This window comes from Prosthecodimorpha hirschii (assembly GCF_001305515.1).
In the GTDB taxonomy this organism is placed as follows: Bacteria; Pseudomonadota; Alphaproteobacteria; order Rhizobiales; family Ancalomicrobiaceae; genus Prosthecodimorpha; species Prosthecodimorpha hirschii.
This window is the reverse complement of the sequence record NZ_LJYW01000001.1, coordinates 4280808-4305241: the sequence shown is the minus strand read 5'-3', so window position 1 is coordinate 4305241 and position 24434 is coordinate 4280808. Positions and strand designations below refer to the sequence as shown.

Here is a 24434-nt window from a genome sequence, read left to right as displayed (position 1 = left end):
CACATGGTTGATGATCATTCCGCCCCGCTCGACGCCGTCTTCCACGCCCTCGCCGACCCGACCCGTCGGGCGATGCTGCGGCAGCTGGCCGGGGGCGAGCGGTCGGTCGGCGACCTGGCGGCGCCGCACCCGATGTCGCTCGCCGCCGCCTCCAAGCACATCCGCGTGCTGGAGGATGCCGGTCTGATCCGGCGCGAGATCCGCGGCCGGCAGCATGTCTGCCGGCTCGATGCGACCCCGATGCATGCCGGCCAGGAATGGATCCGGCATTTCGAAAAGTTCTGGACCGAGCGGCTCGATGTCCTCGAGGCGCTGCTGCGGGCCGAGGATGCGGCCAAGGGAGAGACCGATGGGCAAGATGGACACTGAAATCGGCGGCTTCGGCCGCCGGGTGGCGGCCGACACGGTGGTGATCGAGCGGCTTCTGCCGGGAACGGCCGCGCGCCTCTGGCGCTACCTGACCGAGCCGGACCTGCGCCGCCAGTGGCTCGCGGCCGGCGCCTTCGACCTCGTGCCGGGCGGCGCGATCGAACTCGTCTTCCGCAACAACGGCCTGACGCCCGGCGATGCGCCGCCGCCGGCGGGCTTCGAGCGCTTCGGCGAAGAATCGCGGCTCGAGGGCATCGTCACCGAATGCGATCCGCCGCATTGCCTCGCCTATACGTGGGGGCGCAGCGAGACGGCCTCGCAGGTCCGTTTCGACCTCCTGGAGACCGGCGCCGGCGTGCGCCTGACCGTGACGCATAGCCGCCTCGCCGATCCGGGCGCCATGATCAACGTTTCGGCCGGCTGGCACAGCCATCTCGACCTCTTGGTCTCCCGCATCGACGGCCGCGAGCCGGAGGGCTTCTGGCGCCGCTTCGGCACGCTGGAGCCGATCTATCGCGAGCGTCTGGCCGGAGCCTGAGAACGGCGGCGGGGGCGCGCCGCCGGAAGCGGACCGGCGGCCTCCAGCCCGCGCGGGCGGGCCGCCGCCGGCCGCGGCCGGGCCGCCCATCACCCCGGGTTTCGACGTCGGCGCCAAGGCTTCGTCAACCCTACCGGGTAACCCCGCCCTAACCGGAACGGCCTAGCGTCGCGCCCGACCCGAGCCGATCCGGCCCGGCCGCCGGAGCGCGACGCCATGCCGACCGACCCGCCTGCCCTCCGCGTCCGCGGTCTTGCCAAGAGCTTCGGACGCCCGGCCGTGGCCGGACTGGATCTGGAGATCCGGGCGGGCGAGTTCTACGCCCTGCTCGGCCCCAACGGCGCCGGCAAGACGACCTCGCTGCGCATGGTGGCGGGACTGCTGCCGCCGGATGCCGGCTCGATCGAGATCTTCGGCATCGATGCGCGCCGCGATCCGATCGGCGCCAAGCGCATCACCGCCTGGGTCTCCGACGAACCGCTGGTCTACGACAAGCTGACCCCGGTCGAGTATCTGGAATTCGTCGCCGGGCTGTGGAGCCTGCCGGGTCCGGTCGCCGCCGCGCGTGCGGCCGACCTGATCGACTGGCTCGGCCTTGGGCCCCAGGCGCATCAGCGCTGCGAGGGCTTCTCCAAGGGCATGCGCCAGAAGGTGGCGCTGGCCGGGGCGCTGATCCACGAGCCGCGCCTGATCATCCTCGACGAGCCGCTGACCGGGCTCGACGCCGGCTCAGCCCGGCAGGTCAAGTCCGTGCTAGCCGAGCGGGTCGGCGCGGGCGCGACCATCATCATGACCACCCATATCCTGGAAGTGGCCGAGCGCATGGCCGAGCGGATCGGCGTCATCGCTGCCGGCCGGCTGATCGCGGAGGGAACGCTCGCCGAACTGCGCGCCGCCTCCGGGGCCCTGCATGCCAGCCTGGAGGAGATCTTCCTCGATCTGGTTGCCGGTCAGGATCGGGCCGCGTGACGCGCCCCGGCACCCTGGCCTGGTTCGCGCACCACGAGATGCGTCTCGCCTGGCGCGATTTCGTCGGCATGATGACCGCCGGCCGGCCGACGCGCCGCCGTCTGGTCTACGCGGCGCTGGCCGGCTTCGCCGCCTTCCTGCACCTGATCGCCTACGCGATCCTGGTCGCCGGCGGGCGCCTGCCGCTGGTCCTCGACCGCACCACGCTGGTCGTCGCCACCGGCCTCGGTGCGGCAGCCTTCGCGCTGATGCTGTCGCAGGCGCTGGAATCGGTCACTCGCGCCTTCTATGCGCGCGGCGATCTCGACCTGATCCTGTCGTCGCCGGCCGCCGCCGGACGCCTCTTCGCCGTGCGCATCGGCTCCGTGGCGCTGGCGACCGGCGCCATGACGGCCCTGCTGGCCGGGCCTTTCGTCAATATCCTGGCCGTGTTCGACCGTCCGGGCTGGCTCGCCGCCTATCCGGTGATGGCCGCCGGCGGCGCGGTCGCGACCGGTCTTGCGGTGACGGTGACGGTCGGGTTGATCCGGCTGATCGGCCCGCGCCGGACCCGCTTCGCCGCGCAGGTGCTGGCCGCGGTGACCGGCGCGGCCTTCGTGATCGGCGTCCAGGTCGGCTCGATCCTGTCCTTCGGCCATCTCGACCGGACGTCCTTCCTGGCCTCGCCGGCGGTGACCCGGGCGATGCCGGCGGAGACGAGCCTCCTCTACTGGCCGGCGCGCGCTGCCGCCGGCGAAACCGGACCGCTCGCCGCCACGCTCGGGCTCGGCGCGCTCGTCCTCGTCGGCGCGATCCTCGCCTTTGCCGGACGGTTCGGCGCGCTGGCGCTGACCACCGCCGGATCGGCCGATCCTGCCGCCCCAGCCGCGCGCGGCGCCGCCTTTCGCGGCCCGTCTTCGCCCGCCGCCGCGCTCCGGCGCAAGGAATGGCGGCTGGTGGCGCGCGATCCCTGGCTCCTGTCGCAGACCTTGATGCAGCTTCTCTACCTGCTGCCGCCGGCCTTCCTGCTCTGGCGCAATTTCGGCGACCGCACCGGCGCGCTCGTCGTGCTGGTGCCGGTGCTGGTGATGGCGGCCGGCCAGCTCGCCGGCGGCCTCGCCTGGCTGACCATCTCGGGCGAGGACGCGCCCGACCTGGTCGCGACTGCCCCGGTGCCGGCCGCGACCGCGACCCGCGCCAAGGCCGGCGCGGTCATCGCCGCCATCTCGGTCGTGCTGTTGCCCTTCTCGGCCGCGATGGCGGTCTCCTCGCCCTTCGAGGCGACGATGATGGCGGCTTTCGCCGCCGCCGCCGCCCTGTCGGCGATCGCCATCCAGCTTCTGTTCCGGACGCGCGCGCGGCGCAGCCAGTTCCGGCGCCGGCAGACGGCGTCGCGCTTCTCCACCTTCGCCGAGGCCTTCTCGTCGATCGCCTGGGCGGGCGGTGCCGCCCTGGCGGCGGCGGGCACCTGGCTCGCCGCGATCCCCGCGGGGCTCGCCCTGGCGGTGGTCGCGGCCGCCTGGCTGGCAAGCCCGGCGCGCGACGGCTGAGCGCCGCCGCGCGGGTCTGCGGGCGGCGCTTATATGCGCCCGATCAGGACCAGGATCAGAATAACGACCAGGACCGTGCCGAGCACGCCGGACGGTCCGTAGCCCCAGGCGCGGCTGTGCGGCCAGCTCGGGATGGCGCCGATCAGCATCAGGACCAGGATCACGATCAGAATGGTGCCGAGTGTCATGAGAATCTCCCTTGCGATGTGCCGGTTGCGGCGTCGCTTGAGGTAACCCGGCGGATCGCAAGTGGTTCCCGCGCTTGTGATCACAGTCCGCCGCCGGCCGCGCATGGTTCTCGTCCCGGGCGCCACGGAACTGTCGCTTGAGCCAGCCCCGATCGGCCGCTAAACCGGGGCGCCGACCATCGAGGATCCTGCCATGGCCCATGCCGTTTCGCCGCTCGCCCCGAAGACCGTGCCGGACATGCCGGCGGTGCCGGGGGTCCGCTTCGCGACCGCCGCCGCGGGGATCAAGTACAAGGGGCGTACCGACGTGCTCCTGGTCGCGCTCGACGAGGGCACCGAGGTGGCCGGCGTCTTCACCACCTCGAAATGCCCCTCCGCCCCGGTCGACTGGTGCCGGCGCAGCCTGGCGCAGGGCCGCGCCCGTGCGGTTTTGGTCAATTCCGGCAACGCCAACGCCTTCACGGGCGCCAAGGGCGTCGCCACCGTCGAGGCGACCGCCGCCGGGGCCGGCGCCTTCGTCGGCTGCGATCCGGCCGAGATCTTCCTCGCCTCCACGGGCGTGATCGGCGAACCGCTCGACGCGGCCAAGATCGTCGCCGTGCTGCCCGAAGCCGCCGCCCGTCTCGCCGACGGCCCCTGGATCGAGGCCGCCAAGGCGATCATGACCACCGACACCTTCCCGAAGGTGGCGACCGCCAAGGCGCGGATCGGCGACACCGAGGTGGTGCTGTGCGGCATCGCCAAGGGCGCCGGCATGATCGCCCCCGACATGGCGACCATGCTGTCCTTCGTCTTCACCGATGCGGCGATCGCCGCCCCGGTCCTGCAGGGTCTGCTCTCCGCCGCCGTGGTCGACAGCTTCAATGCGGTCACGGTCGACGGCGACACCTCGACCTCGGACACACTGCTCCTGTTCGCGACCGGCAAGTCCGGCGCGCCGCGCATCGACGATCCGGCCGACCCGCGTCTCGGCGCCTTCCGGGCCGCGCTCGACGCGGTCACGCTCGATCTCGCCCGGCAGGTCGCCCGCGACGGCGAGGGCGCGCGCAAGTTCGTCGAAGTGACCGTCGAGGGCGCCGTCTCGAAGGCCTCGGCGCGGCGCATCGCGATGTCGGTCGCCAATTCGCCGCTGGTCAAGACCGCCGTCGCCGGCGAGGACGCCAACTGGGGCCGCATCGTCATGGCGGTCGGCAAGGCCGGCGAGCCGGCCGACCGCGACCGGCTGGCGATCTGGTTCGGCGAGACCCGCGTCGCCGTCGACGGCGCGCGCGATCCGGACTATTCGGAGGCCGCCGCCAGCGCCCACATGCAGGGCGACCATATCCGCATCCGCATCGCGCTCGGCCTCGGCGAGGGACGCGACACGACCTACACCTGCGACCTGACCAAGGAATATGTCGCCATCAACGGCGACTATCGCAGTTGATACGAATTGTTTCGAAACAGCGTATCCATCCCGTTAAGCACATTTGCGCGTAGAGGATGCGCCAGATCATGACGAAACTCGTGCTCGTAGCCGCCGTGGCCCTGATCGATCCGGACGGCCGGATCCTCCTGGCGCGGCGGCCGCCCGGCAAGTCCATGGAAGGACTGTGGGAATTCCCCGGCGGCAAGGTCGAGCCGGGGGAAAGCCCCGAGGCGGCCCTGATCCGCGAACTCGAGGAAGAGCTGGGCATCGAGGTTAAGAGCGAGTGTCTCGCACCCCTGACCTTTGCCAGCCATGTTTATCCCAATTTTCACTTGCTGATGCCACTATGGGTGTGTCGGCGCTGGTCGGGAACGGTCGTGGCGCGCGAGGGACAGGCCCTGAAATGGGTCCGGCCCCGCGACCTCCGGGACTATCCCATGCCGCCGGCCGATGAACCGCTGATCCCGCACCTCGTCGACCTGATCTGACGGACCCCGCGATGACCGCAGCTTCGACCGTCGTGACCTTCGTGCGCAGCCGTCTCTCGGCTCTCCGCACCGACGAGTTCGGCGCGACGTCGATCGAGTACGGCCTGATCGCCAGTCTCGTGGTCATCGTCATCATCGCCGGCATCACCGGCTTCGGCGAGCAGCTCGCCGCCCAGTGGGACTGGGTCAGCGGCCTGATCCGCTCGAATGTGAAATCGAGCTGAAGCGCCGCGCGCCGGCCCAGAGGCGCGCCGGCCGTCGCCAAACCCCGATCACCCGCCCCCGTTCACACCGCCCGTTCACTCGCCCCCGTCCGCCGTCTCGCCGCCGGACCGCTCGACCGTTCCAAGCGCATCGGCGAGCCTGACGGTCGCCGAACCGCGCCGGGCCGGCTTCTGCTGGCTCTCGTGCGGCGCCCAGCCCGATGCGGACACGATCTCGAAGGTCGCCCGGATGCGCCCGTCGGGATCGGCATGGCGCTCGGCATAGAGCGCGGCGGCGCGCAGGAACAGGCCGCGACCGGCCGGCTTGCGGCTGCGTTCGGCCAGGATGCTGGTCGCCCCCATGGCGCGCAGGTCGATCATCAGCGCGAACATGTCGTCATAGCGCACGGTCATCCGGTCGACATCCGTGACCGGCAGCGCGAAGCCTGCCCGTTGCAGAAGGCCGCCGAGATCGCGGATGTCGACGAAGGGCGCGACGCGCGGGCTCGCGCCGCCGGCCGTCTCGGCCTCGGCGGCGATCAGGCTGCGGCGCAGTTCCGACAGCGTGTCTCCGCCCGGCAGGGCCGCGAGCAGCAGCCCGTCCGGCCTCAAGGCCCGCCGGATCTGGACGAGCGCGCCGGGCAGATCGTCCAGCCAGTGCAGCGAAAGCGGCGCCACGACGAGGTCGAGCGCAGCGTCGCGAAACGGCAGCAGGGCTTCGTCGGCGATCAGGTCGCCCCGGCCCGCCGGCGCCGGATCGGCCGGCGGCAGGGCCTCCACGACGTGGCCGACCTTGCCGGAGGCCCGCAACATCGCGGCCGTCCGACCGGTCGGATCGCCGAGCGCGACGGCGACGGGAAAGTGTCGGCTCACCGTCGCCAGCCGGTCGGCGAGATCCTCGACCACGCGGGCCATCAGGAAATCGGCGCCCGGCCGGGCCTCGCGAAGCGCACGGCCGCGCCGGCGGGCGAGCAGCGTGCGGTCGAAGATCGGCGGTACGGTCATGCTGGCCTCGGCCCTTGCGGTTGGCGGCTATATGGGCCGGCCGCGCGCGAAGGTCAAAGCCGACCAGCCAGTCCCCGGCCGCCGAGGGATGCCGGCACGCTGGGCGCGCGGGCGCTTCAGCGCTATGGTTGCACCATGGACCCGCACACGCCGATCCGCCGTCTGTTCGACCGTGCCCACGCGGGCGGCGGGTCCGGCCTTGTCGCCGGGGCGGCTCGGCTCTTCCGGCGCGGGCTCGATTTCGTGCTGCCGCCGGTGTGCAGCCAGTGCCGCATTCCGGTCGCCGAGCCGCACAGCCTGTGTGCCGGCTGCTGGGCCGACCTGCGCCTGATCGAGCGGCCCTATTGCGAGCGGCTCGGCATTCCGTTCGGCTACGACCTCGGCCCCGGCGCGCTCTCGGCCGAGGCGATCGCCGATCCGCCGCCCTTCGACAAGGCCCGCGCGGCCGTGCTCTACGAGGGAATGGCGGCCGAATTGGTCCACCGGCTGAAATACCAGGACCGCACCGAGCTCGGCCGCCTGATCGGGCGCCTGACGGCGCGGGCCGGGACCGACCTCTTCCCCCGCGCGGGCCTGATCGTGCCGGTGCCGCTGCATCCGAGCCGGCTGCTGACGCGCAAGTTCAACCAGTCGCAGCTGATCGCCGCCGAACTCGGGCGCCAATGCGGTCTGCCGGTCGACCCGCTCGCACTCGCCCGCATCAAGGCGACCGATCGCCAGGTCGGGCTCAATCCGCGCGAGCGCGCCGAGAATGTCGCCGGCGCCTTCCGGGTGCCGCCGGCCGCCAAGGCGCGCGTCGCCGGGATGCACATCCTCCTCGTCGACGACGTGCTGACCACCGGCGCCACCGTCAAGGCCGCCACGCGCGCGCTGAAGCGCGGCGGCGCGGCCGGGGTCGACGTGATCACCTTCGCGCGGGTTGCCGCGGCCGGAACCTTGCATATATGACGGAGATCGGTCACACCGGCCCTCCACCCGGATCCGCACCATGGCAGCCGTCGTCATCTACACGCGTGAATTCTGCGGCTATTGCAGCGCCGCCAAGGCGCTGCTCGACCGCAAGGGCATCGCCTACGAAGAGAAGGACGCGACCGGATCGCCAGATCTGCGCCGGGAGATGATGGACCGGTCGGGCCGGACCACCTTCCCGCAGATCTTCGTCGGCACGACCCATGTCGGCGGCTGCGACGACCTGCATGCCCTCGATCGCGCCGGCCGCCTCGATCCGCTGCTGGCGTCCGCCGGGGCGCAGGGCTAGCCTTTCCGGATCCGCTGCGGCCGACCCGGCCTATCAACCCGACCGGCCGGCCGCAACGGCCGGCATCTCCCGGTGAGAGCCATGACCCAATTCCGCGCCGCGCTCGTCCAGACCACGGCCTCCCGCTCGGTCGAGGCCAATATCGCGGCCGTCGAAGCGCTGGTGCGCGAGGCGGCTGCGGCCGGTGCGCACTATGTGCAGACGCCGGAAAACACCAACATCATGGAACATAACGGCGACCGCCTGTTCGCGGCACTGACCGACGAGGCGTCCGACCCGACCCTGGCGCGGCTCCGCGCCGTCGCCGCCGAATTGGGCATCTGGCTGCATATCGGCTCGCTGGCCATCAAGGTGGCCGAGGCCAAGGCCGCCAACCGCGCCTTCGTGATCGCCCCCGACGGTTCGGTCGCGGCGCGCTACGACAAGATCCATCTCTTCGACGTCGACCTAGTCGGCGGCGAGAGCTACCGCGAGAGCAACCGCATCCGCCCGGGCGCGGAATCCGTCACGGTCGACCTGCCGTGGGGCCGGCTCGGCCTCGCCATCTGCTACGACCTGCGCTTCCCGCAGCTGTTCAGGGCGCTCGCCCGCGAGGCCGGCGCCGACATCCTGAGCGTCCCCGCCGCCTTCACGCAGCAGACCGGCGAAGCGCATTGGCATGTCCTGCTGCGCGCCCGGGCGATCGAGAACGGAGCCTGGGTGTTTGCGGCCGCGCAGAGCGGCCTGCACGAGAACGGCCGCTCGACCTATGGCCACAGCCTGATCATCGACCCCTGGGGCCGGATCGTCGCCGAGGCGGCCGATGGCCCCGGCATCGCGATCGCCGATATCGATCTCGGCCGCGTCGCCGAGGCGCGCGGGCGCATCCCTGCGCTCCAGCACGACCGCCCCTTCACGGCCGCACCGGCATCGCCCGTCGAGCTCAAGGCCGCCCCATGATCCATTACGCGCTGATCTGCCCGACGGAGCACGAATTCGAAGGCTGGTTCCGGTCCTCGTCGGATTTCGAGGCCCAGGCCGCCGCCGGCCACGTCTCCTGCCCGGTCTGCGGCTCGACCCAGGTCGCGCGCGCCCTGATGGCGCCGAATGTCCAGCCCGCGCGCGGCCGCGCCGCCGTGCCGGCGGCAGAGACGGGAGCCGGAACGGGGACCGGCAGCGAATCCGCGCCCGCCGCCGCGCCAGCGCCCGTACCGCCCCCCGCCGCGGCCCCGCCGGCGCTGGTCGCGCCGCATCCAGCCCAGGCGGTCCTGCTCGCCGCGCTGAAGGAAATCCGCGCCAAGGTGCTTGAGACGGCCGACTATGTCGGCACCGACTTCGCGGAAGAGGCCCGCCGCATCCATTACGGCGAGAGCGAACAGCGCGGCATCTATGGCGAGGCCAGCGCCGAGGAGGCCGAGGCGCTGATCGAGGAGGGCATCGACGTGCATGCCCTGCCGATCCTGCCCGACGATCGCAACTGAGCGGCCCGAACCCGTCAGAGCCGTCAGAACCGCTGCGTCGCCCGGACCGTTCGAACGGGTCCGCGGGAAGGCCCGGCCGTGCTGGAGATCGGCAGCCGTCATCCCTGCGGATCGGCAGCCGTCATCGCCCGCAGGGCGCCGCGAAGCGGCGCGATCGCACCGACATGTCCTGCATCAGTAATGGCGGCATCGGTGATGCCGCGCGTTCGTCCCGACGTCGCACCGTGCCGGCATCCGGGACCGCGGCGACAGCGACAGCGACGAGGGGTCAGCGCATCAGGCTGGACTGCCTCGCCTGACATGCCGGACTGCCGGAGGATAGCGGGCGGCAGCCGCGCACTGACGGCGGCACACGGACCACGGCGCGCAGATCCGCGCCGTGTCGGAATAGCGCTCATCCGCCGAACGGATTGAGCCGCTGCCAGATGGACCGCTCCGGCTTCGGGGCCGCCACGGCGGCGACCGGTGCAGGGGCCGGGGCCACGACGGCGGCCGGCTTGCTGCCGACCGGAACGGGCGCGGGCGCGGGCGCAACCGCGGGCCGCGGCGGCGCGGCCGGCATCACCACGGCGGTGCTGGCGGGCGCGGCTGCGGCGGTGGCGACCGATCCGGCCTTCGCGGTGCCGGTCGTCTCGCTGTCGGATTTCGAGGCGAAGCCGAACCACGATCCGACGCCCTGGTCGGCCTTGGCGACCTCCACCGGCTGCGCGGGCTGCGAAGGAATCCGGCCCGGGGCCGCCCGCGGGATCGGCACGGCGATCGGGGTCCGGGCCGCCCCGGCGGAACCGGTCGTTGCCGGCGACGCCTCGCCCTGACCGCTGCGGAAGATCGACGCCATCAGGCTGCCGCCCTCGCGCTTCGGCTTGGATTCCTCGAGGCGCCGATCGAGTTCCTCCTGGGTCGCCTTGCGCTCCTTCTCGTCGAGCGCGGCAATGACGGTGGAGCGCTCGGCCTCGTCCGCCTTGGACTTGGCGGCGACCAGCGTCGCGATATGCGAGGGCACCTCGTAGACCGGGCAGGCGCCGACCGCGTTGAAGGTCGACATGGCCGGGTCCTTCGGCTGCGCATTGAAGACGTAGCGCTTCTCGCAGACATCGACCTTGGGCTCGACCTTGGTCACCTCGAAGTGGTCGTAACCTTCCTTCAGGTTGCGCCAGAACGGCATGTTCGGATTGTTCCGGTTGCGCGCCATGTTCTGGGCGGTCATGCGGAACGGAAAGGACTGGACCTGGAAGGACGGCTGGCCGCCGGCGAAGGCCTCGCGGGCCAGCGCATAGATTTCCTCGACCTGGGCATCCGTCATGGCGAAGCAGCCCGCCGACGAGCAGGCGCCATGCACCATGATCGCGTCGCCGGTCCGGCCATAGGCGCGGTCGAAGGCGTTCGGGAAGCCGACGTCATAGGACAGGTAGTATTGCGAATTGGGATTCATACGGCTGGGCGTGACCGTGTAGAAACCCTCCGGCGACTGCTTGTCGCCCTGCCGGATCTTCGGCCCGATGGTGCCGCCCCAGGCGCAGATCTTGTAATCCTTGAGCAGGGCGTAGCGGCCGGTCTTGTCGCGCTTCCAGACTTCGAGCACCGAATCCTGCTTGAAGATGCGCACGAGGATCGGGTCCTCCTTGCGCATGCCCTTCTCGGCCATCAGTTCGATCATGTCCTGACGCAACGGCCGTATCGACTTGCCGTTCTGCTCGATCAGTCCATGCTCTTCCTGGCAGGCGGCGAGCCCGAAGGCGACCGCCGAGATGGCGAGGAGGCGAAGAGCCGGCTTGAAGACCATCCGAGTACCACCCAAAACGCGGTTCCGGCCGCGAGCCTGCGTCGGCCGGACCGAAACACCCTCGCCCCACGCTGCCGCGGGACCGATCGATAGACTAGCGACCGTTTCGTTGACGGCTTGTTAACGGTCGCGGACACCCGCACGTCGCCGTCCGACACTAGCCCAAGATTCGCACGGCAGCAAAACCGTTTGCAACCGGATTGCCGCCCATTTGCGGCGGCTTCGGGATCACAGCACGCGGCCGATGGCCAGGAACTTTTCGCGCCGCTGACGGCGGACCTCCTCCCGCGACAGACCCGCCATGCCGGCGAAAGCCTCGGCGATCGCCGCCCCGGCGGCATCGATCACCGCCTCCGGCGCGCGGTGCGCGCCGCCGAGCGGCTCCGGGATGACCCCGTCGATGACCTTGAACCGGATCAGGTCCTGCGCGGTGATCTTCATGTTGGTCGCCGCATCCTGGGCGCGGGCCGGGTCGCGCCACAGGATCGAGGCGGCGCCTTCCGGCGAGATCACGCTGTAGATGGCATGCTCGAGCATCAGCACGCGGTTGGCGGTGGCGATCGCGATGGCGCCGCCCGAGCCGCCTTCGCCGATGATCAGCGCCACATTGGGCACGCCGATATTCAGACAGGCCTCGGTCGAGCGCGCGATCGCCTCGGCCTGGCCGCGCTCTTCCGCGCCGATGCCCGGATAGGCGCCGGCCGTGTCGACCAGGCTGATCACCGGCACGTCGAAGCGGTCGGCCAGTTCCATCAGCCGCACGGCCTTGCGGTAGCCCTCGGGTCGAGCCATGCCGAAATTGTGGCGGATGCGGCTCGCCGTGTCCGATCCCTTCTCGTGCCCGATGACGGCGACCGACTGGCCGCGAAACCGCCCGAAACCGCCGAGAATGGCCGCGTCCTCGGCAAATTTCCGATCGCCGGAGAGCGGCGTGAAGTCCTCGATCAGGCGCGCCACATAATCGACGAAATGCGGACGGTCCGGATGCCGGGCGATCTGCGTCTTCTGCCAGGGCGTCAGCTTCTGGTAGATCTCCTGCAGCGCCTGGCTGGCCTTGGTCTCGAGCCGCCCGATCTCCTCCGTCACGTCGACCGCTTCGCCGCGCTCCGCCAGGACACGCAGTTCCTGAATCTGCCCTTCGAGATCGGCGACGGGCTTTTCGAATTCGAGATAGCTGCGCATGAAGGATTGGCTCGGTCGGCTTGTTCCGGGGACTTGGGCCTGGGGCCCGGCCCGGCGGAACGCTGTTCGGAGGGACGCGGCGCGATCGGCTGGGACGGCCCGCAGGCCGCCCGCGAGGCCGGAGACAGGCCACGGGTCTGCGGCGATGTCAAGGCAGGTCGCGCCGGGACCATGACCGGTTGCGACTTCGCGAAAAAGTTGCAGATGCCGGTGACCGGTCTACTCTTGTCGCCATTGCGGGCGGAAGCCGCGGCGCCGGCCAGGGCGCATCCCGGGGAATGGGCCGCCGAGACCAGGGCGATGGTCTCGCCCGCAATCCGGAGATGATTCCATGCGGTGGCAACTGCAAGGATTCATGATCGAAGTGAAAAGGACTCGGAGTGGCTGGCAAATCCTCCTCCGAGTCCAATTCCAACGATAACAAGGAGGGCGGGCGAAAGCCCGCCTTCCACTCCGGATACTAGCACGTTGCGCGCGCGGACCCAAGTCCGGGCGCTCGCCCCGCATGCCTCACCCGGCAAGCGGGTGATGGGTGCCGACCAGTTGCTTCAGGCGCTCTTCCAGGACGTGGGTATAGATCTGGGTCGTGGAAATATCGGCGTGGCCGAGCAGTTCCTGCAGCACGCGCAGGTCGGCGCCGTTCTCCAGGATGTGGCTGGCGAAGGCATGGCGCAGGACATGCGGGGAGATTGCCGACGGCGGCAGGCCGGCCCGCGCGGCCGCGGCCTTCAGATCGCGCCCGAAGGCCTGCCGGGTGACGTGCCCCTCCTCGCTCCAGGACGGGAACAGCCAGCGCCCGGTGCCGGCCCGGCCGGTGGCGCGCACGGCCTCCTGGTACCGGCGCATGGCCTCGCGGGCCTGGCCGCCGATCGGCACCATGCGTTCCTTGCCGCCCTTGCCGCGCACCACCACGACGGGCAGGTCGCCGCGCGCCGCCGAGGCCGGCAGGCCGATCAACTCGCTGACGCGCAGACCGGTCGCATAGGCGATCTCGATCAGGGCATGGAGCCGAAGCGCCCGGAGCCGGGCGGCCGGCGACAGGTCGGGCCTTTCGCAATCCGCCGCCACGGCGCCGAGCAGGTCGTCGACCGCCGCGCGCGACAGGGTCTTCGGCAACGGCCGGCCGCGGCGCGGTCCGTCGACCGGGCCGGTCGGATCGGTCGGGCGCACGCCTTCGGCATAGAGAAATTTCTGGAACTGGCGGATCGCGGACAGGCGCCGGCGCTGGGTCGACGCGGTGAAGCCGCGGCCGGCGAGATCGGCCAGATAGTCGCGGATGTCGTCGCTGGCGGCGGCCTGGATGCCGAGACCGCGCGCGCCGAGGAAGCCGGAAAAATCGTCCAGGTCGCGCCGGTAGGAGTCGAGCGTGTTCTTCGCGGCGCCGCGCTCCACCGCCATCATTTCCAGAAAGGTCTCGACGTGATGGCGGCCGCGCGCAGCCACGGGACTATTGTTCCCGGAAGCGGTCGGACGGGACCCGGATGGTGATTTCGCGCGGCTTCGGCTCGACATAGTTGGCGAGATAGTACATCCCGGCAAAGGACACGATGCCGAGAACCAGGAGCACCACGAGAAACTTGATGAGGCTGGGCATGACGGGCGCCGGGCCTCCTGTCGGGTGGCGGTCGGGCGGAGGGCTTCGGGCCACGGCCGTATCGAATCGGCCGCTGCCTCTTTTCTGTCCGATGCGGCAGCGCAGCGCAAGGCGGCCGGTGCCGACATCGACGCTCGACTGCCTTGACGCGGGCGCCGCCATGGTCTCAAAGCGTCCGACCGGATAGGCTTTGGGCTGGGGAGGCCCGGCGAGGGCGATGCAGGCCGAAGCGAAGCGCAGCAGCGACGAAGAGAGAGCCCGGCGGATCGTCGGGCGGCTCGGGCGGCGTTCGATCGTGCTGGTCGGCATGATGGGCGCCGGCAAGACGACCGTCGGCCGCCGCCTCGCCCAGCGTCTCGGCCTGCCCTTCGTCGATGCCGACGTGGAGATCGAGCGGGCCGCTGCGAAGACGATCCCGGAGATCTTCGCGGAGCATGGCGAGCCCTATTTCCGCGACGGCGAAAGACGCGTCATCCGCCGCCTGCTCGGCGAGGGTCCGCAGGTGCTGGCCACCGGCGGCGGCGCCTGGATGAATGCCGACACCCGCGCCTCGGTCGCCGAAGCCGGGCTGTCGATCTGGCTGAAGGCCGATTTCGAGGTCCTGGCCGGCCGGGTCCGGCGCAAGGCCAACCGCCCCCTGCTCGACACCACCGACCCGGACGAGACGCTGCGCCGCCTGATGCGCGACCGCTATCCGGTCTATGCGCTCGCCGATATCGCCGTGCATTCCCGCGACGTCTCCCACGACCTCGTCGCCGAAGAGATCATCGCCGCGATCGAGCAGCGCCTCGACGCCCGAGAGGACCCCGATGTCTGCTGAACCCGCCCGCCTTGCCGCTGCCGAGACCGTCGCCGTCGAACTCGGCGAGCGCGGCTACGACATTCTGATCGGGCCGGGGCTGATCGCCGGGGCGGGTCCGGAACTGGCGCGCCGGTTTCCGGGCGCCCGCTACGCCATCGTCACCGACGAGACCGTCGCCGGCCATCACCTGGAACCGCTGGCGGCGAGCCTGACCGATGCCGGCCTCGCCTATTCGTCGATCGTGATCACGCCCGGCGAGGCCTCGAAGAGCTTCGAGGTGTTCGGCGATGTGATCGACGGCGTGCTGTCGGCCCGCCTGGAGCGCGGCGATCTGCTGATCGCGCTCGGCGGCGGCGTGGTCGGCGATCTGGTCGGCTTCGTCGCCGGCGTGGTCCGGCGCGGCATGCGCTTCGTGCAGGTCCCGACGACGCTGCTCGCCCAGGTCGACAGTTCCGTCGGCGGCAAGACCGGCATCAACACCCGGCACGGCAAGAACCTGGTCGGCGTCTTCCACCAGCCGAGCCTGGTGCTCGCCGACACCGGCGCCCTCGACACGCTGGCCCCGCGCGATTTCCGCGCCGGCTATGCGGAGGTCGCCAAATACGGCCTGATCGACGATCCGGCCTTCTTCGGCTGGCTCGAAACGCACTGGCAGGAGGTCTTCGCCGGCGGCCCGGCCCGGATCCAGGCCGTCGCCACGAGCTGCCGGGCCAAGGCGCATGTCGTCAGGATCGACGAGAAGGAGACCGGCCCGCGCGCGCTGCTCAATCTCGGCCACACCTTCGGCCATGCGCTGGAGGCCATCACCGGCTATGACGGCAGCCGGCTGGTGCATGGCGAGGCGGTCTCGATCGGCATGGTGCTGGCGCACGACTTCTCGGTGCGCATGAATCTGTGCTCGCCGGACGATGCGGCCCGCGCACGCGCCCATCTGGAGGCGATCGGCCTGCCGGTCTCGCCGCGCCAGGTTCCCGGCGGCGTCGGCACGGCCGACGACCTGATGGCCGCGATCTTCCAGGACAAGAAGGTCAAGCGCGGCCGGCTGACCTTCATCCTGACCCGCGGCGTCGGCCAGGCCTTCATTGCCGACGACGTCGCCCCCGACGTGGTCCGCGCCTTCCTGGCCGAGCAGATCTGAGCGCCAGCCACCCGCCCGCTCCGCGCGAAGTCCCCCCATCCCGCACCGTTTCGCGCTCCGCCGGGCGCGCTGTCGCGTGTCCTTAATCCGACTTTAAGCCCGCCCCGCCAACACTGAGCAAAATCGATATGGACTGACATTTTTCCGCGGTCGGTTGCGGGGCGGGGTGAACGGAATGGTCGCATTGACACTACGGGCGAAGCTCTTCGGCGGCTTCGGACTGGCGGTTCTGGCGCTCGTCGGCGTCGGTGCGGTCGGCCATATGGGATTGACGGCGGCAACCGACTCCTTCGGCGCCTTCCGCCGCACGGCCGACCAGACGCTGGCGGTGCATCAGGCCTCCGACGCCTTGAACAGCATCGGCCTCGCCGTGATGCAGTATCGTGCGACCGGCGCGGAAAGCGCCGCCACGCAGGTTGCCGAGGCCGCGCGCACGATCGCCGCCCGGGACGCCGACCTGCAGGCCCTGTTCAAGGGCAGCGAGATGGCCGACCGGCTCTCGGTCGCGGCCGGCCGGGTCCAGGACTATCGCGCCGCCTTCGAGAGCTACCGGACGGCGCATGGCGCCTTCCGCACCCTGCAGCAGGACGTCTACGAGATCGGCGACAAGGCGCGCGAGAATCTCGCCCGCGTCATGGCGGCCGGCATCCGCGACGAGGATGTGTTCGCGCTCGGCCTGGCGGCGAAAGGCCAGCAGGAACTGCTGATGGCCCGCACCCATGCCGAACGCTTCGCCACATCCGAGGCGGCCGCCGACATGAAGGAGGCGCAGATCCGCCTGAACGAGGTGACGCGCGTCATCAGCAACCTGAAGATCGTCGCCAAGGCCGACGACGTCCGCGACCTGATGCCGGAAGTCGCCGATCAGATCGACGCGCTGACGGCCAAGCTCGATGCCTTCGCCGAGAAGGTCGCCGAGATGCGCGCCATCCGCGAGACCCGGCTCGACCGCCTCGGCCCCCAGGTGCTGAAGGACTACGAGGCGGTCGTCGCCGATGTGGTCTCCCGCCAGAACGACATCGGCCGCGCGGCGGAAGCCGGCATGGCGTCGGCCAAGGTCTGGACCTTCGCGGTCGGCGCCGCCTTCGCCGCCATCGCCGCCCTGATCGCGGTGCTCATGAGCCGCTCGATCGCCGGCGCGATCCTGGCGATCGCCGGCTCGATGAACGAGCTCGCTTCCGGTCGTCTCGGCATCGCCATCTTCGGGCGCGGCCGCAAGGACGAGATCGGGCGGATGGCCGAAGCCGTGGCGGTGTTCCAGGCCAACGCCCTCGACAAGCAGCGCATGGAGCGCGAACAGGACGAGGCCAAGGCCAGCGCGGAGGCCGACAAGCGGCGCCTGCTGGCGGAGCTGGCCGACAGCTTCCAGCAATCGGTCGGCAGCATCGTCAATTCGGTCGCCAGCGCCGCGGCGCAGATGCAGTCGACCGCCGCGACCCTGACCACCGCGGCCGACCAGACCAGCCGCCAGTCGGTCGCCGTGTCCTCGGCGTCCGAGGAGGCCTCGACCAATGTCGAGACGGTGGCCGCCGCCGCGGAGGAGCTCGCCGCCTCCGTCAGCGAGATCGCCCGCCAGGTCGAGCAGTCGAGCGACATGTCCCGGCGCGCCGTGGGCGACACCGAGAGCGCCAACGAGAAGGTCCGGCGCCTGGCCGCCGCCGCCCAGAAGATCGGCGACATCGTCGGCATGATCACCAACATCGCCGGCCAGACCAACCTGCTCGCCCTGAACGCGACCATCGAGGCGGCACGGGCCGGCGAGGCCGGGCGTGGCTTCGCGGTGGTCGCCTCGGAGGTCAAGGCGCTGGCCGAACAGACCGCCAAGGCGACCGCCGAGATCTCGACCCAGATCGCCGATATCCAGACGGCGACGGGCGCCTCGGTCGAGGCGATCCGCGGGGTCGGCGAGACGATCTCGACCCTGAACCGCATCGCCGGAGCGATCGCGGCGTCGGTCGAGGAGCAGAGCGCCGCCACCGCCGAGATCGCCCGCAACGTGCAGCAGGCCTCGCACGGCACGGCGACGGTTTCGGGCAATATCGCCGGCGTCGGCAAGGCGGCCCGGGAAACCGGCACGGCCGCCGCCCAGGTGCTCGACGCCTCGTCCGAACTGGCCCGTCAGGCCGAACGCCTGCGCGGCGAGGTCGACGGCTTCACCAGCCGCATCCGGGCGGCCTGAGGCAAGGTCCCGCAGGGTCCCGCCGTCCGCATTCCCAGGCGGCAAAATCCGACATTCGCATCCGGCGAATGTCGGATTGGTGTGATCATAGCCTCAATCGGTTGGCGGCCCGGACGCCTCCGGCGGGTAGGCTTGGCACGCGGCAGGGCTTGACTTTTCGCGGGCGCGGCACGCCAAGATTGCAAAGGCAGCAACAACGGCAGATGCGAGGAGGCCGCCGTGCGGATTCCCTGGCGTCGACGCCTGCCGCCGGTCTTCGTGCATTGCGCCTATGCCGAGGACCTCAAAACCCATCCCGACTACCGCGCCGCCAAGCTCCGCGGAGATGCCGAGGCGGCCCATCGACTGATCGAAAATCTGGCCGCCGAAGCGACGCTCGACAAGATCGCCGATTCGATCCTCAGGGAAGAGACCCATGTCGTCTCACCCGCCAAAGATGAGCATTTCTCGAATAACGCCTTGGCCCCGACCTACGCAGTCTGGCTCGCCGCACAGTTGGACCTGCATTTCCATGGCGACATATACCTGGCCGACAGACGCAAACGAGATCTGTCGAACGGTTGGGAGCGACTGGTCAATCCAAGCACATTCTACGGCAGAGTGCCTGAGAACTCCGACTTCATCGTCGCCGACGACGTCTGCACGGTTGGTGGAACGATCGCCGATATGATATCGTTCCTGGAGTTGAACGGCGGTCGTGTCGTCTGTGCCACCGCGCTGGCGGCGAGCGGCGGCAGCGACGTGCCGCTGGCGATTTCGGACGCGACGCGGGTCGGGCTTGAGCGCGAATATGGCGGCGCGTTGGACGCCTTTCTGAGGGAGGGTCTCGGACATGGCATCGAATGCCTCACAGAGCGGGAGGCAAGGCTCTTTCTTGGCAAAGGTCCGTCCCTTGACCGCGTCCGAGACGCTCTCGCGAGAGCAGCAGACGCGAGCGATGATCGAGAAGGCCAAGCAGATCGTGGAAGGGAAGCCTAAACGCTACACGCGCAAGAAGCCCCTGGTACCGACCGCTGCCGAATGAGACAGGGATCGAGCGTCCCGAGGCATTTTTGTCGTCTCGGCGGACCCACAGGAACGACGCGGAAAATCGGCGCGGCCGGCTGAGAGTTCCGCCGAATGCCGGCGATGGCGCGGGGCGCCGCTCCAACCGGGTCGGCGCGATGAAGCGGCGTACCTTTGTCGGGCGATCGCCCGTTCGCTCGCCGCGGCGGCGACGACGCCACGTCCAGAGGATTGCGGATCACGGCATGCGCATTGCGGCGATCACCCACGCGTTCAACGAGCCGGAATATCTGCCCTATTGGGTGACGCATTACGGGCATCAGATCGGGTTGCCGAATCTCTTCGTGGTGACCCATGGCCGGACGCCGCGCGATCGCGACATCGATGCGCGCGTGCAGGTGATCGACGTGCCGGCCGACGACTTCGACGAGACCCGGCGGGCGCGGTTCATGAGCCAGCTGCAGCATTTCCTGCTCAGCGGCTACGACTGGGTGATCATGGCCGATGCCGACGAGCTGATCGTGGCTGACCCGGCCCGCTACGCGGATATCGGCGACTATCTCGACCGCAACCGCGCGACGCCGACCTTCACCACCGTCGGGCTGAATGTCGTGCAGGACTGCGCGCGCGAGGCGCCGCTCGATCCGATGCGTCCGCTGTTTCACCAGCGCGCCTTCGTCCGCTTCGCCTCCCCCTTCTGCAAGCCGGCCGTGACCCGCGTGCCGATCGTCTGGAAGCAGGGCTTCCATGACAGCGATGCGCCGCGGCATCTGACCGACGATCTGTTCATGATCCATCTGTGCGGTGCCGACGAGACCGTCGCCCGCCGCCGCATCGCCCGCCGCAACGCCCTGACGATGAGCGCCAGCGACATCCGGCACAAGCGCTCGGCCCATTTCCGGTCGAGCCCCGACGCCTATCTGGCGGCGCTCTTTCCCGACGCGCCGGGCCTTTTCGACGGCGCGGCCCCGGAGCCGGATTTCCGCGCGGAACTCGCCCAGGTCCGGGCCCATCCGCGCCCCACAGCCTTCGCCGGCCCGATCGTCCGCATGCCGGCCCGCTTCGCCGACAGCATCCGCCCGGCCGGCGGCCGTGCCCGCCCGGCCGGGCTGTTCGATCGCCTTGCCGAACGGCTGGAATTCCTGCGCGCCAGCCGAAAGCCGGCCGCGCGGGCCTGAAGGTCGTCTCTCGCGCCGACGCGATCGATGGCCGATCCGCGAGCTGCCAGCCCGGCCGCCTCCCGGCAAGGGCGCCTGCCCCACGGACGGTTGCATCACCGACGGCCGGGCATCGGAACCGCTGGAAGATTCGATCGCGACCACGTATGCGGTAGTCGTCAGTCTCCCGTCAGGATGGAAAGACCGAGGCATGCGGATCGCCGCGATTACCAATACTTTCAACGAGCCGGAGTTTCTGCCTTTCTGGGTCGAACATCACGGCCGTCAGGTCGGTTTCCGCAACCTCTTCGTGGTCACCCATGGGGCGGACCCGCGGCCGCGCTGGCTCGACCGGCGCGTCCAGGTCATCACCATGCCGCTGGACGAATTCGACGAGACCCGGCGCGCCCGCTTCATGACCCAGCTGCAGCATTTCCTGCTCAGCTCCTATGACTGGGTCGTGATGTCGGACGCGGACGAACTGATCGTCGCCGACCCGGCCCGCTATTCCGGCCTCAGGGACTATCTGCGCAGGAATCCCGGCGTGCCGACCTTCAATACGGTCGGCCTGAACGTCGTCCAGAACCGCGCGACCGAAGCGCCGCTGCAGCCGGGCAAGCCGCTGTTCCGGCAACGCGCCTATGTCCAGTTCTGGGCGCATTATTGCAAACCGGCGGTGACCAGCGTGCCGATCGTCTGGTCGGTCGGGTTTCACGAATGCGACCGGCCGCGCCATCAGACGGACGACCTCTTCATGATCCATCTGCGTGCGGTCGACGAAACCATCGCCCGGCGTCGCAATGCCCGGCTGAATGCGCTCAAGATGAGCCAGAACGCGATCGACAAGAAGCATTCGGTCCAGTTCACCTTCGACCGCGACCGATACCTCAACATGCTGTTCCCGTCGGATCAGGCCCTGTTCGATCGCGCGGCCGCAGAAGCCGATTTCCAGGCCGAGATCGGACACATGCGGCGCCATCCGAAGGATCTCAAATTCATCGGGCCGATCGCGCGCATGCCGGCGCGCTTCGCGGATTCGGTCCGCCTGCTCGAAGGCCGCACCGGCCTGGCGGGACGGATCAACCGGATCGCCCACGCCCTGAGGCGGCTCCGCCGCAACCGCCCGGCCGGCGCCGTCCGGCAGGATCCGAATCCGGCCTGACGCGATCGGCCGGCGACACCGACCGGCCCGGTCCGCATGCCGGCATGAGAAAGGCCGGATCGTCGCCGACCCGGCCTTCCCGCATTCATCGGACGACTGCCGCCGGTCAGGCGATCATGCCGCGCTCGCGCAGGCTCTCGATCAGCCGGTCGGCCATCTCCTCGGCCGTGCCGGCGGTGGTGTCGAGCCGGATTTCCGGGCTTTCCGGCGCCTCGTAGGGGCTGTCGATGCCGGTGAAGTTCTTCAGCTTGCCGGCCCGCGCCTTGGCATAGAGGCCCTTCACGTCGCGCGCCTCGCAATCCTCGATCGGGGTATCGACATAGACCTCGATGAACTCGCCCGGACCGACCAGATCGCGCGCCATGCGCCGCTCGGCGCGGAACGGCGAGATGAACGAGACCAGCACGATCAGGCCGGCATCGACGAACAGCTTGGCCACCTCGCCGACGCGGCGGATGTTCTCGACGCGGTCGGCCTCGGTGAAGCCCAGGTCCCGGTTGAGGCCGTGGCGGACATTGTCGCCGTCGAGGATGAAGGTGTGCCGCCCCATGGCGTGCAGCTTCTTCTCGACGATGTTGGCGATGGTCGACTTGCCCGAACCCGACAGGCCGGTGAACCAGAGTACGGCAGGCTTCTGGGCCTTCAGCGCGGCGTGGCTCTCCTTGGACACGTCGATCGCCTGCCAATGGACATTGGTGGCGCGGCGCAGGCCGTAGGAGATCATGCCGGCCCCGACCGTCGCATTGGTGAAGCGGTCGATCAGGATGAAGGCGCCGGTCTCGCGGTTGGAGTCGTAGCTGTCGAAGGCGATCGGCTCGGACAGCGACAGATTGCAGAAGGTCACCTCGTTGAGACGCAATTCCTTCGCGGCGAGATGCTCGAAGGTGTTCACGTCGATCTTGTGCTTCAGATCGGTGACCGAGGCGGTGACGGTCTTGGCGCCGCATTTCAGGAGATAGGACCGGCCCGGGAACAGCGGCTCGTCATGCATCCAGATCAGATGCGCGGCGAACTGGTCGGCGACCTCCGGACGATCGTTGGCGGCGGCGAGCAGGTCGCCGCGGCTGATGTCGATCTCGTCCTCGAGCGTGACGGTGACGGCATCGCCGGCCGCGGCCTGGTCCAGGTCGCCGTCATAGGTGACGATGCGCTTGACCTTGCTGGCCTTGCCCGACTTGGCGACGACGAGCGTATCGCCCGGCGCGACGCGGCCCGACGCGATGGTGCCGGAGTAGCCGCGGAAGTCGAGATTCGGGCGGTTGACCCACTGCACGGCCATGCGGAACGGCCGGCTGGCGCGGTCCTCCTCGACATCGACCGTCTCCAGATGCTCCAGGAGCGTCGGGCCCTTGTACCAGGGCATGCGCTCGGAGCGGGCCGTGACGTTGTCGCCGTAGCGGGCGGAGATCGGGATCGCGGTCAGCGTCTTGAAGCCGAAGCCGCCGGCGAAGGCCTGATAGGCCTGCCGGATCTGGGTGAAGATCTTCTCGTCGTAGCCGACCAGGTCGATCTTGTTGACCGCCACGATGACGTGGCGGATGCCGAGCAGCGAGACGATGAAGGAATGCCGGCGCGTCTGGGTGACGATGCCGTGGCGGGCGTCGACCAGCAGCACGGCCACGTCCGAGGTCGAGGCCCCGGTCGCCATGTTGCGGGTATACTGCTCGTGGCCGGGCGTATCGGCGACGATGAACTTGCGCCGCTCGGTGGTGAAGAAGCGGTAGGCGACATCGATCGTGATGCCCTGCTCGCGCTCGGCCTCCAGGCCGTCGAGCAGCAGCGCGAGGTCGATCTCCTCGCCGGTCGTGCCGTGCTTGCGGCTGTCCTTCTCGAGCGCCAGCAGATGGTCCTCGAAGACCAGCTTGGTGTCGTAGAGCAGGCGACCGATCAGGGTCGACTTGCCGTCGTCGACCGAGCCGCAGGTGAGGAAGCGCAGCAGGCTCTTCTTTTCCTGGGCGGCGAGATATTCGGCGAAGGCCTCCGGGCTCTCGACCGGCGAGGCGACCGAGGGCGTGGCCATGGCGGCGGGGGACGCGGACGTGTTCATCAGAAATATCCCTCGCGCTTCTTCTTTTCCATCGAGGCCGCGTCGTCGTGGTCGATCAGACGGCCGGACCGCTCCGAGGTGCGGGCGATCAGCATCTCGCGGACGATCTCGGGCAGCGTGGTGGCTTCGGACTCGAAGGCGCTGGTCAGCGGATAGCAGCCGAGCGTGCGGAACCGGATCAGACGGGTCTCGACGGTCTCGCCGGCCGCGACCGGGAAGCGCTCGTCGTCGAGCATCAGGATCTGGCCGTCGCGCTCGACGGTCGGCCGCTCGGCCGCGTAGTAGAGCGGCACGATCGGGATGTTCTCGGCCATGATGTATTGCCAGATGTCGAGCTCGGTCCAGTTCGACAGCGGGAAGGCGCGGATCGATTCGCCCTTGGCGACGCGGCCGTTATAGAGCTGCCACAGTTCCGGGCGCTGGTTCTTCGGGTCCCAGGTGTGGGTCGCGGTGCGGAACGAGAAGACGCGCTCCTTGGCGCGGCTCTTCTCCTCGTCGCGCCGCGCGCCGCCGAAGGCCGCGTCGAAGCCGTACTTGGTCAGCGCCGCCTTGAGCGCCTCGGTCTTCATCACATGGGTGTAGTAGGACGACCCATGGCTGAACGGCGTCACGCCCTGCGCGATGCCGTCCATATTGGAGTGCACAATCAGATCCAGGCCGAGCCGCCGGGCGGTCTCGTCGCGGAACAGGATCATGTCCCGGAACTTCCAGGTCGTGTCGATATGCATCAGCGGAAACGGCGGCTTCGAAGGATAGAAGGCCTTCATCGCCAGATGCAGCATCACGGACGAGTCCTTGCCGATCGAATAGAGCATGACCGGATTGCGGAACTCGGCGGCGACCTCGCGGATGATGCGGATCGATTCCGCTTCGAGGCGCCTCAGATGCGTGGTGCGGTCGATGGACAAGGCGAAAGTCCTCTGGTCGGCAGAGCGTGCGGAGGGATCGGCGGTCCGCTCATGCGCCTCTT

General features: G+C 69.7%; 25 protein-coding genes. 17 read left to right on the top strand and 8 right to left on the bottom strand.

The window, feature by feature from the left end; translation table 11 throughout:
- Window positions 1–3 precede the first annotated feature (3 nt).
- The 4 genes from ABB55_RS18920 (at window position 4) to ABB55_RS18905 (ending at window position 3405) form a co-directional block, all read left to right on the top strand.
- Window positions 4–369 (top strand): ArsR/SmtB family transcription factor, encoded by a 366-nt coding sequence (locus ABB55_RS18920; RefSeq protein WP_054360193.1) that lies wholly within the window; start codon window positions 4–6, stop codon window positions 367–369.
- Complete coding sequence (locus ABB55_RS18915) at window positions 350–907, top strand: SRPBCC family protein (RefSeq protein ID WP_054360192.1); 558 nt, start codon at window positions 350–352, stop codon at window positions 905–907. Before ABB55_RS18920 ends, ABB55_RS18915 begins: the two co-directional genes overlap by 20 nt.
- A gap of 216 nt (window positions 908–1123) precedes the next feature.
- The gene (locus tag ABB55_RS18910; protein ID WP_054360191.1) at window positions 1124–1876 is read left to right on the top strand and encodes an ABC transporter ATP-binding protein; all 753 of its coding nucleotides are present in this window, start codon (window positions 1124–1126) and stop codon (window positions 1874–1876) included.
- Window positions 1873–3405: a hypothetical protein gene (locus ABB55_RS18905; RefSeq protein WP_054360190.1), complete on the top strand. Its 1533-nt coding sequence runs from the start codon at window positions 1873–1875 to the stop codon at window positions 3403–3405. Before ABB55_RS18910 ends, ABB55_RS18905 begins: the two co-directional genes overlap by 4 nt.
- A gap of 29 nt (window positions 3406–3434) precedes the next feature.
- On the opposite strand, the gene ABB55_RS29115 is transcribed toward ABB55_RS18905, so the two are convergent.
- Window positions 3435–3593, bottom strand: coding sequence for a DUF3309 domain-containing protein (locus ABB55_RS29115; RefSeq protein ID WP_083463751.1), 159 nt, complete (start codon window positions 3591–3593; stop codon window positions 3435–3437).
- A gap of 193 nt (window positions 3594–3786) precedes the next feature.
- Here ABB55_RS29115 and argJ point away from each other — a divergent pair, with 193 nt between their 5' ends.
- From argJ to ABB55_RS18890, 3 genes are all read left to right on the top strand, one after another.
- Window positions 3787–5019, top strand: coding sequence for a bifunctional glutamate N-acetyltransferase/amino-acid acetyltransferase ArgJ (gene argJ / locus ABB55_RS18900; protein WP_054360189.1), 1233 nt, complete (start codon window positions 3787–3789; stop codon window positions 5017–5019).
- Window positions 5020–5087: 68 nt separating this feature from the next.
- A complete protein-coding gene (gene mutT, locus ABB55_RS18895; RefSeq protein WP_054360188.1) occupies window positions 5088–5489 on the top strand; it encodes an 8-oxo-dGTP diphosphatase MutT in 402 nt (133 codons plus the stop codon).
- A gap of 11 nt (window positions 5490–5500) precedes the next feature.
- A complete protein-coding gene (locus tag ABB55_RS18890) occupies window positions 5501–5713 on the top strand; it encodes a Flp family type IVb pilin (RefSeq protein ID WP_054360187.1) in 213 nt (70 codons plus the stop codon).
- Window positions 5714–5788: 75 nt separating this feature from the next.
- Here ABB55_RS18890 and ABB55_RS18885 read toward each other — a convergent pair whose 3' ends face one another.
- Complete coding sequence (locus ABB55_RS18885; RefSeq protein ID WP_054360186.1) at window positions 5789–6697, bottom strand: methyltransferase domain-containing protein; 909 nt, start codon at window positions 6695–6697, stop codon at window positions 5789–5791.
- Between the two features lie 135 nt (window positions 6698–6832).
- Here ABB55_RS18885 and ABB55_RS18880 point away from each other — a divergent pair, with 135 nt between their 5' ends.
- The 4 genes from ABB55_RS18880 to ABB55_RS18865 all read left to right on the top strand — a co-directional run bounded on the left by ABB55_RS18880 (window position 6833) and on the right by ABB55_RS18865 (window position 9415).
- The gene (locus ABB55_RS18880; RefSeq protein ID WP_083463750.1) at window positions 6833–7645 is read left to right on the top strand and encodes a ComF family protein; all 813 of its coding nucleotides are present in this window, start codon (window positions 6833–6835) and stop codon (window positions 7643–7645) included.
- 40 nt (window positions 7646–7685) lie between these two features.
- Window positions 7686–7955 carry a glutaredoxin 3 gene (grxC, locus tag ABB55_RS18875; RefSeq protein ID WP_054360185.1) on the top strand — a complete coding sequence of 90 codons (270 nt, stop codon included), beginning with the start codon at window positions 7686–7688 and terminating at the stop codon, window positions 7953–7955.
- Window positions 7956–8036: 81 nt separating this feature from the next.
- Window positions 8037–8894: a carbon-nitrogen hydrolase family protein gene (locus ABB55_RS18870; protein WP_054360184.1), complete on the top strand. Its 858-nt coding sequence runs from the start codon at window positions 8037–8039 to the stop codon at window positions 8892–8894.
- Window positions 8891–9415 (top strand): DUF1178 family protein, encoded by a 525-nt coding sequence (locus tag ABB55_RS18865; RefSeq protein ID WP_054360183.1) that lies wholly within the window; start codon window positions 8891–8893, stop codon window positions 9413–9415. The genes ABB55_RS18870 and ABB55_RS18865 overlap by 4 nt, the downstream gene beginning before the upstream one ends.
- A gap of 394 nt (window positions 9416–9809) precedes the next feature.
- Here ABB55_RS18865 and ABB55_RS18860 read toward each other — a convergent pair whose 3' ends face one another.
- The 4 genes from ABB55_RS18860 to ABB55_RS18845 form a co-directional block, all read right to left on the bottom strand.
- Window positions 9810–11198, bottom strand: a complete 1389-nt coding sequence (locus tag ABB55_RS18860) for a L,D-transpeptidase family protein (protein WP_054360182.1) — start codon at window positions 11196–11198, stop codon at window positions 9810–9812.
- Between the two features lie 228 nt (window positions 11199–11426).
- The gene (locus ABB55_RS18855) at window positions 11427–12380 is read right to left on the bottom strand and encodes an acetyl-CoA carboxylase carboxyltransferase subunit alpha (protein ID WP_054360181.1); all 954 of its coding nucleotides are present in this window, start codon (window positions 12378–12380) and stop codon (window positions 11427–11429) included.
- A 510-nt stretch (window positions 12381–12890) separates the two neighbouring features.
- The gene (locus tag ABB55_RS18850; protein WP_276326408.1) at window positions 12891–13823 is read right to left on the bottom strand and encodes a site-specific tyrosine recombinase XerD; all 933 of its coding nucleotides are present in this window, start codon (window positions 13821–13823) and stop codon (window positions 12891–12893) included.
- A 4-nt stretch (window positions 13824–13827) separates the two neighbouring features.
- Window positions 13828–13974 (bottom strand): hypothetical protein, encoded by a 147-nt coding sequence (locus tag ABB55_RS18845; RefSeq protein ID WP_054360180.1) that lies wholly within the window; start codon window positions 13972–13974, stop codon window positions 13828–13830.
- A 217-nt stretch (window positions 13975–14191) separates the two neighbouring features.
- Between ABB55_RS18845 and ABB55_RS18840 the strand changes: the two genes are divergently transcribed.
- The 6 genes from ABB55_RS18840 to ABB55_RS18815 all read left to right on the top strand — a co-directional run bounded on the left by ABB55_RS18840 (window position 14192) and on the right by ABB55_RS18815 (window position 21417).
- A complete protein-coding gene (locus tag ABB55_RS18840) occupies window positions 14192–14794 on the top strand; it encodes a shikimate kinase (protein WP_054360179.1) in 603 nt (200 codons plus the stop codon).
- On the top strand, window positions 14784–15914 hold the full coding sequence (gene aroB, locus ABB55_RS18835) for a 3-dehydroquinate synthase (protein ID WP_054360178.1): 1131 nt from the start codon (window positions 14784–14786) through the stop codon (window positions 15912–15914). The genes ABB55_RS18840 and aroB overlap by 11 nt, the downstream gene beginning before the upstream one ends.
- Window positions 15915–16089: 175 nt before the next feature.
- A complete protein-coding gene (locus ABB55_RS30655) occupies window positions 16090–18093 on the top strand; it encodes a methyl-accepting chemotaxis protein (RefSeq protein ID WP_083463748.1) in 2004 nt (667 codons plus the stop codon).
- A 219-nt stretch (window positions 18094–18312) separates the two neighbouring features.
- Entirely contained in the window at window positions 18313–19071 is a 759-nt protein-coding gene (locus tag ABB55_RS18825; protein ID WP_152982105.1) for a hypothetical protein, read from the top strand.
- Window positions 19072–19343: 272 nt separating this feature from the next.
- Window positions 19344–20276, top strand: a complete 933-nt coding sequence (locus tag ABB55_RS18820; protein ID WP_054360175.1) for a glycosyltransferase family 2 protein — start codon at window positions 19344–19346, stop codon at window positions 20274–20276.
- A 190-nt stretch (window positions 20277–20466) separates the two neighbouring features.
- Window positions 20467–21417, top strand: coding sequence for a glycosyltransferase family 2 protein (locus ABB55_RS18815; protein ID WP_054360174.1), 951 nt, complete (start codon window positions 20467–20469; stop codon window positions 21415–21417).
- Window positions 21418–21523: 106 nt separating this feature from the next.
- On the opposite strand, the gene cysN is transcribed toward ABB55_RS18815, so the two are convergent.
- Both cysN and cysD read right to left on the bottom strand, forming a co-directional pair.
- Entirely contained in the window at window positions 21524–23464 is a 1941-nt protein-coding gene (gene cysN, locus ABB55_RS18810; protein WP_420848236.1) for a sulfate adenylyltransferase subunit CysN, read from the bottom strand.
- The gene (gene cysD / locus ABB55_RS18805; protein ID WP_054360173.1) at window positions 23464–24372 is read right to left on the bottom strand and encodes a sulfate adenylyltransferase subunit CysD; all 909 of its coding nucleotides are present in this window, start codon (window positions 24370–24372) and stop codon (window positions 23464–23466) included. The genes cysN and cysD overlap by 1 nt, the downstream gene beginning before the upstream one ends.
- Window positions 24373–24434: the final 62 nt, after the last annotated feature.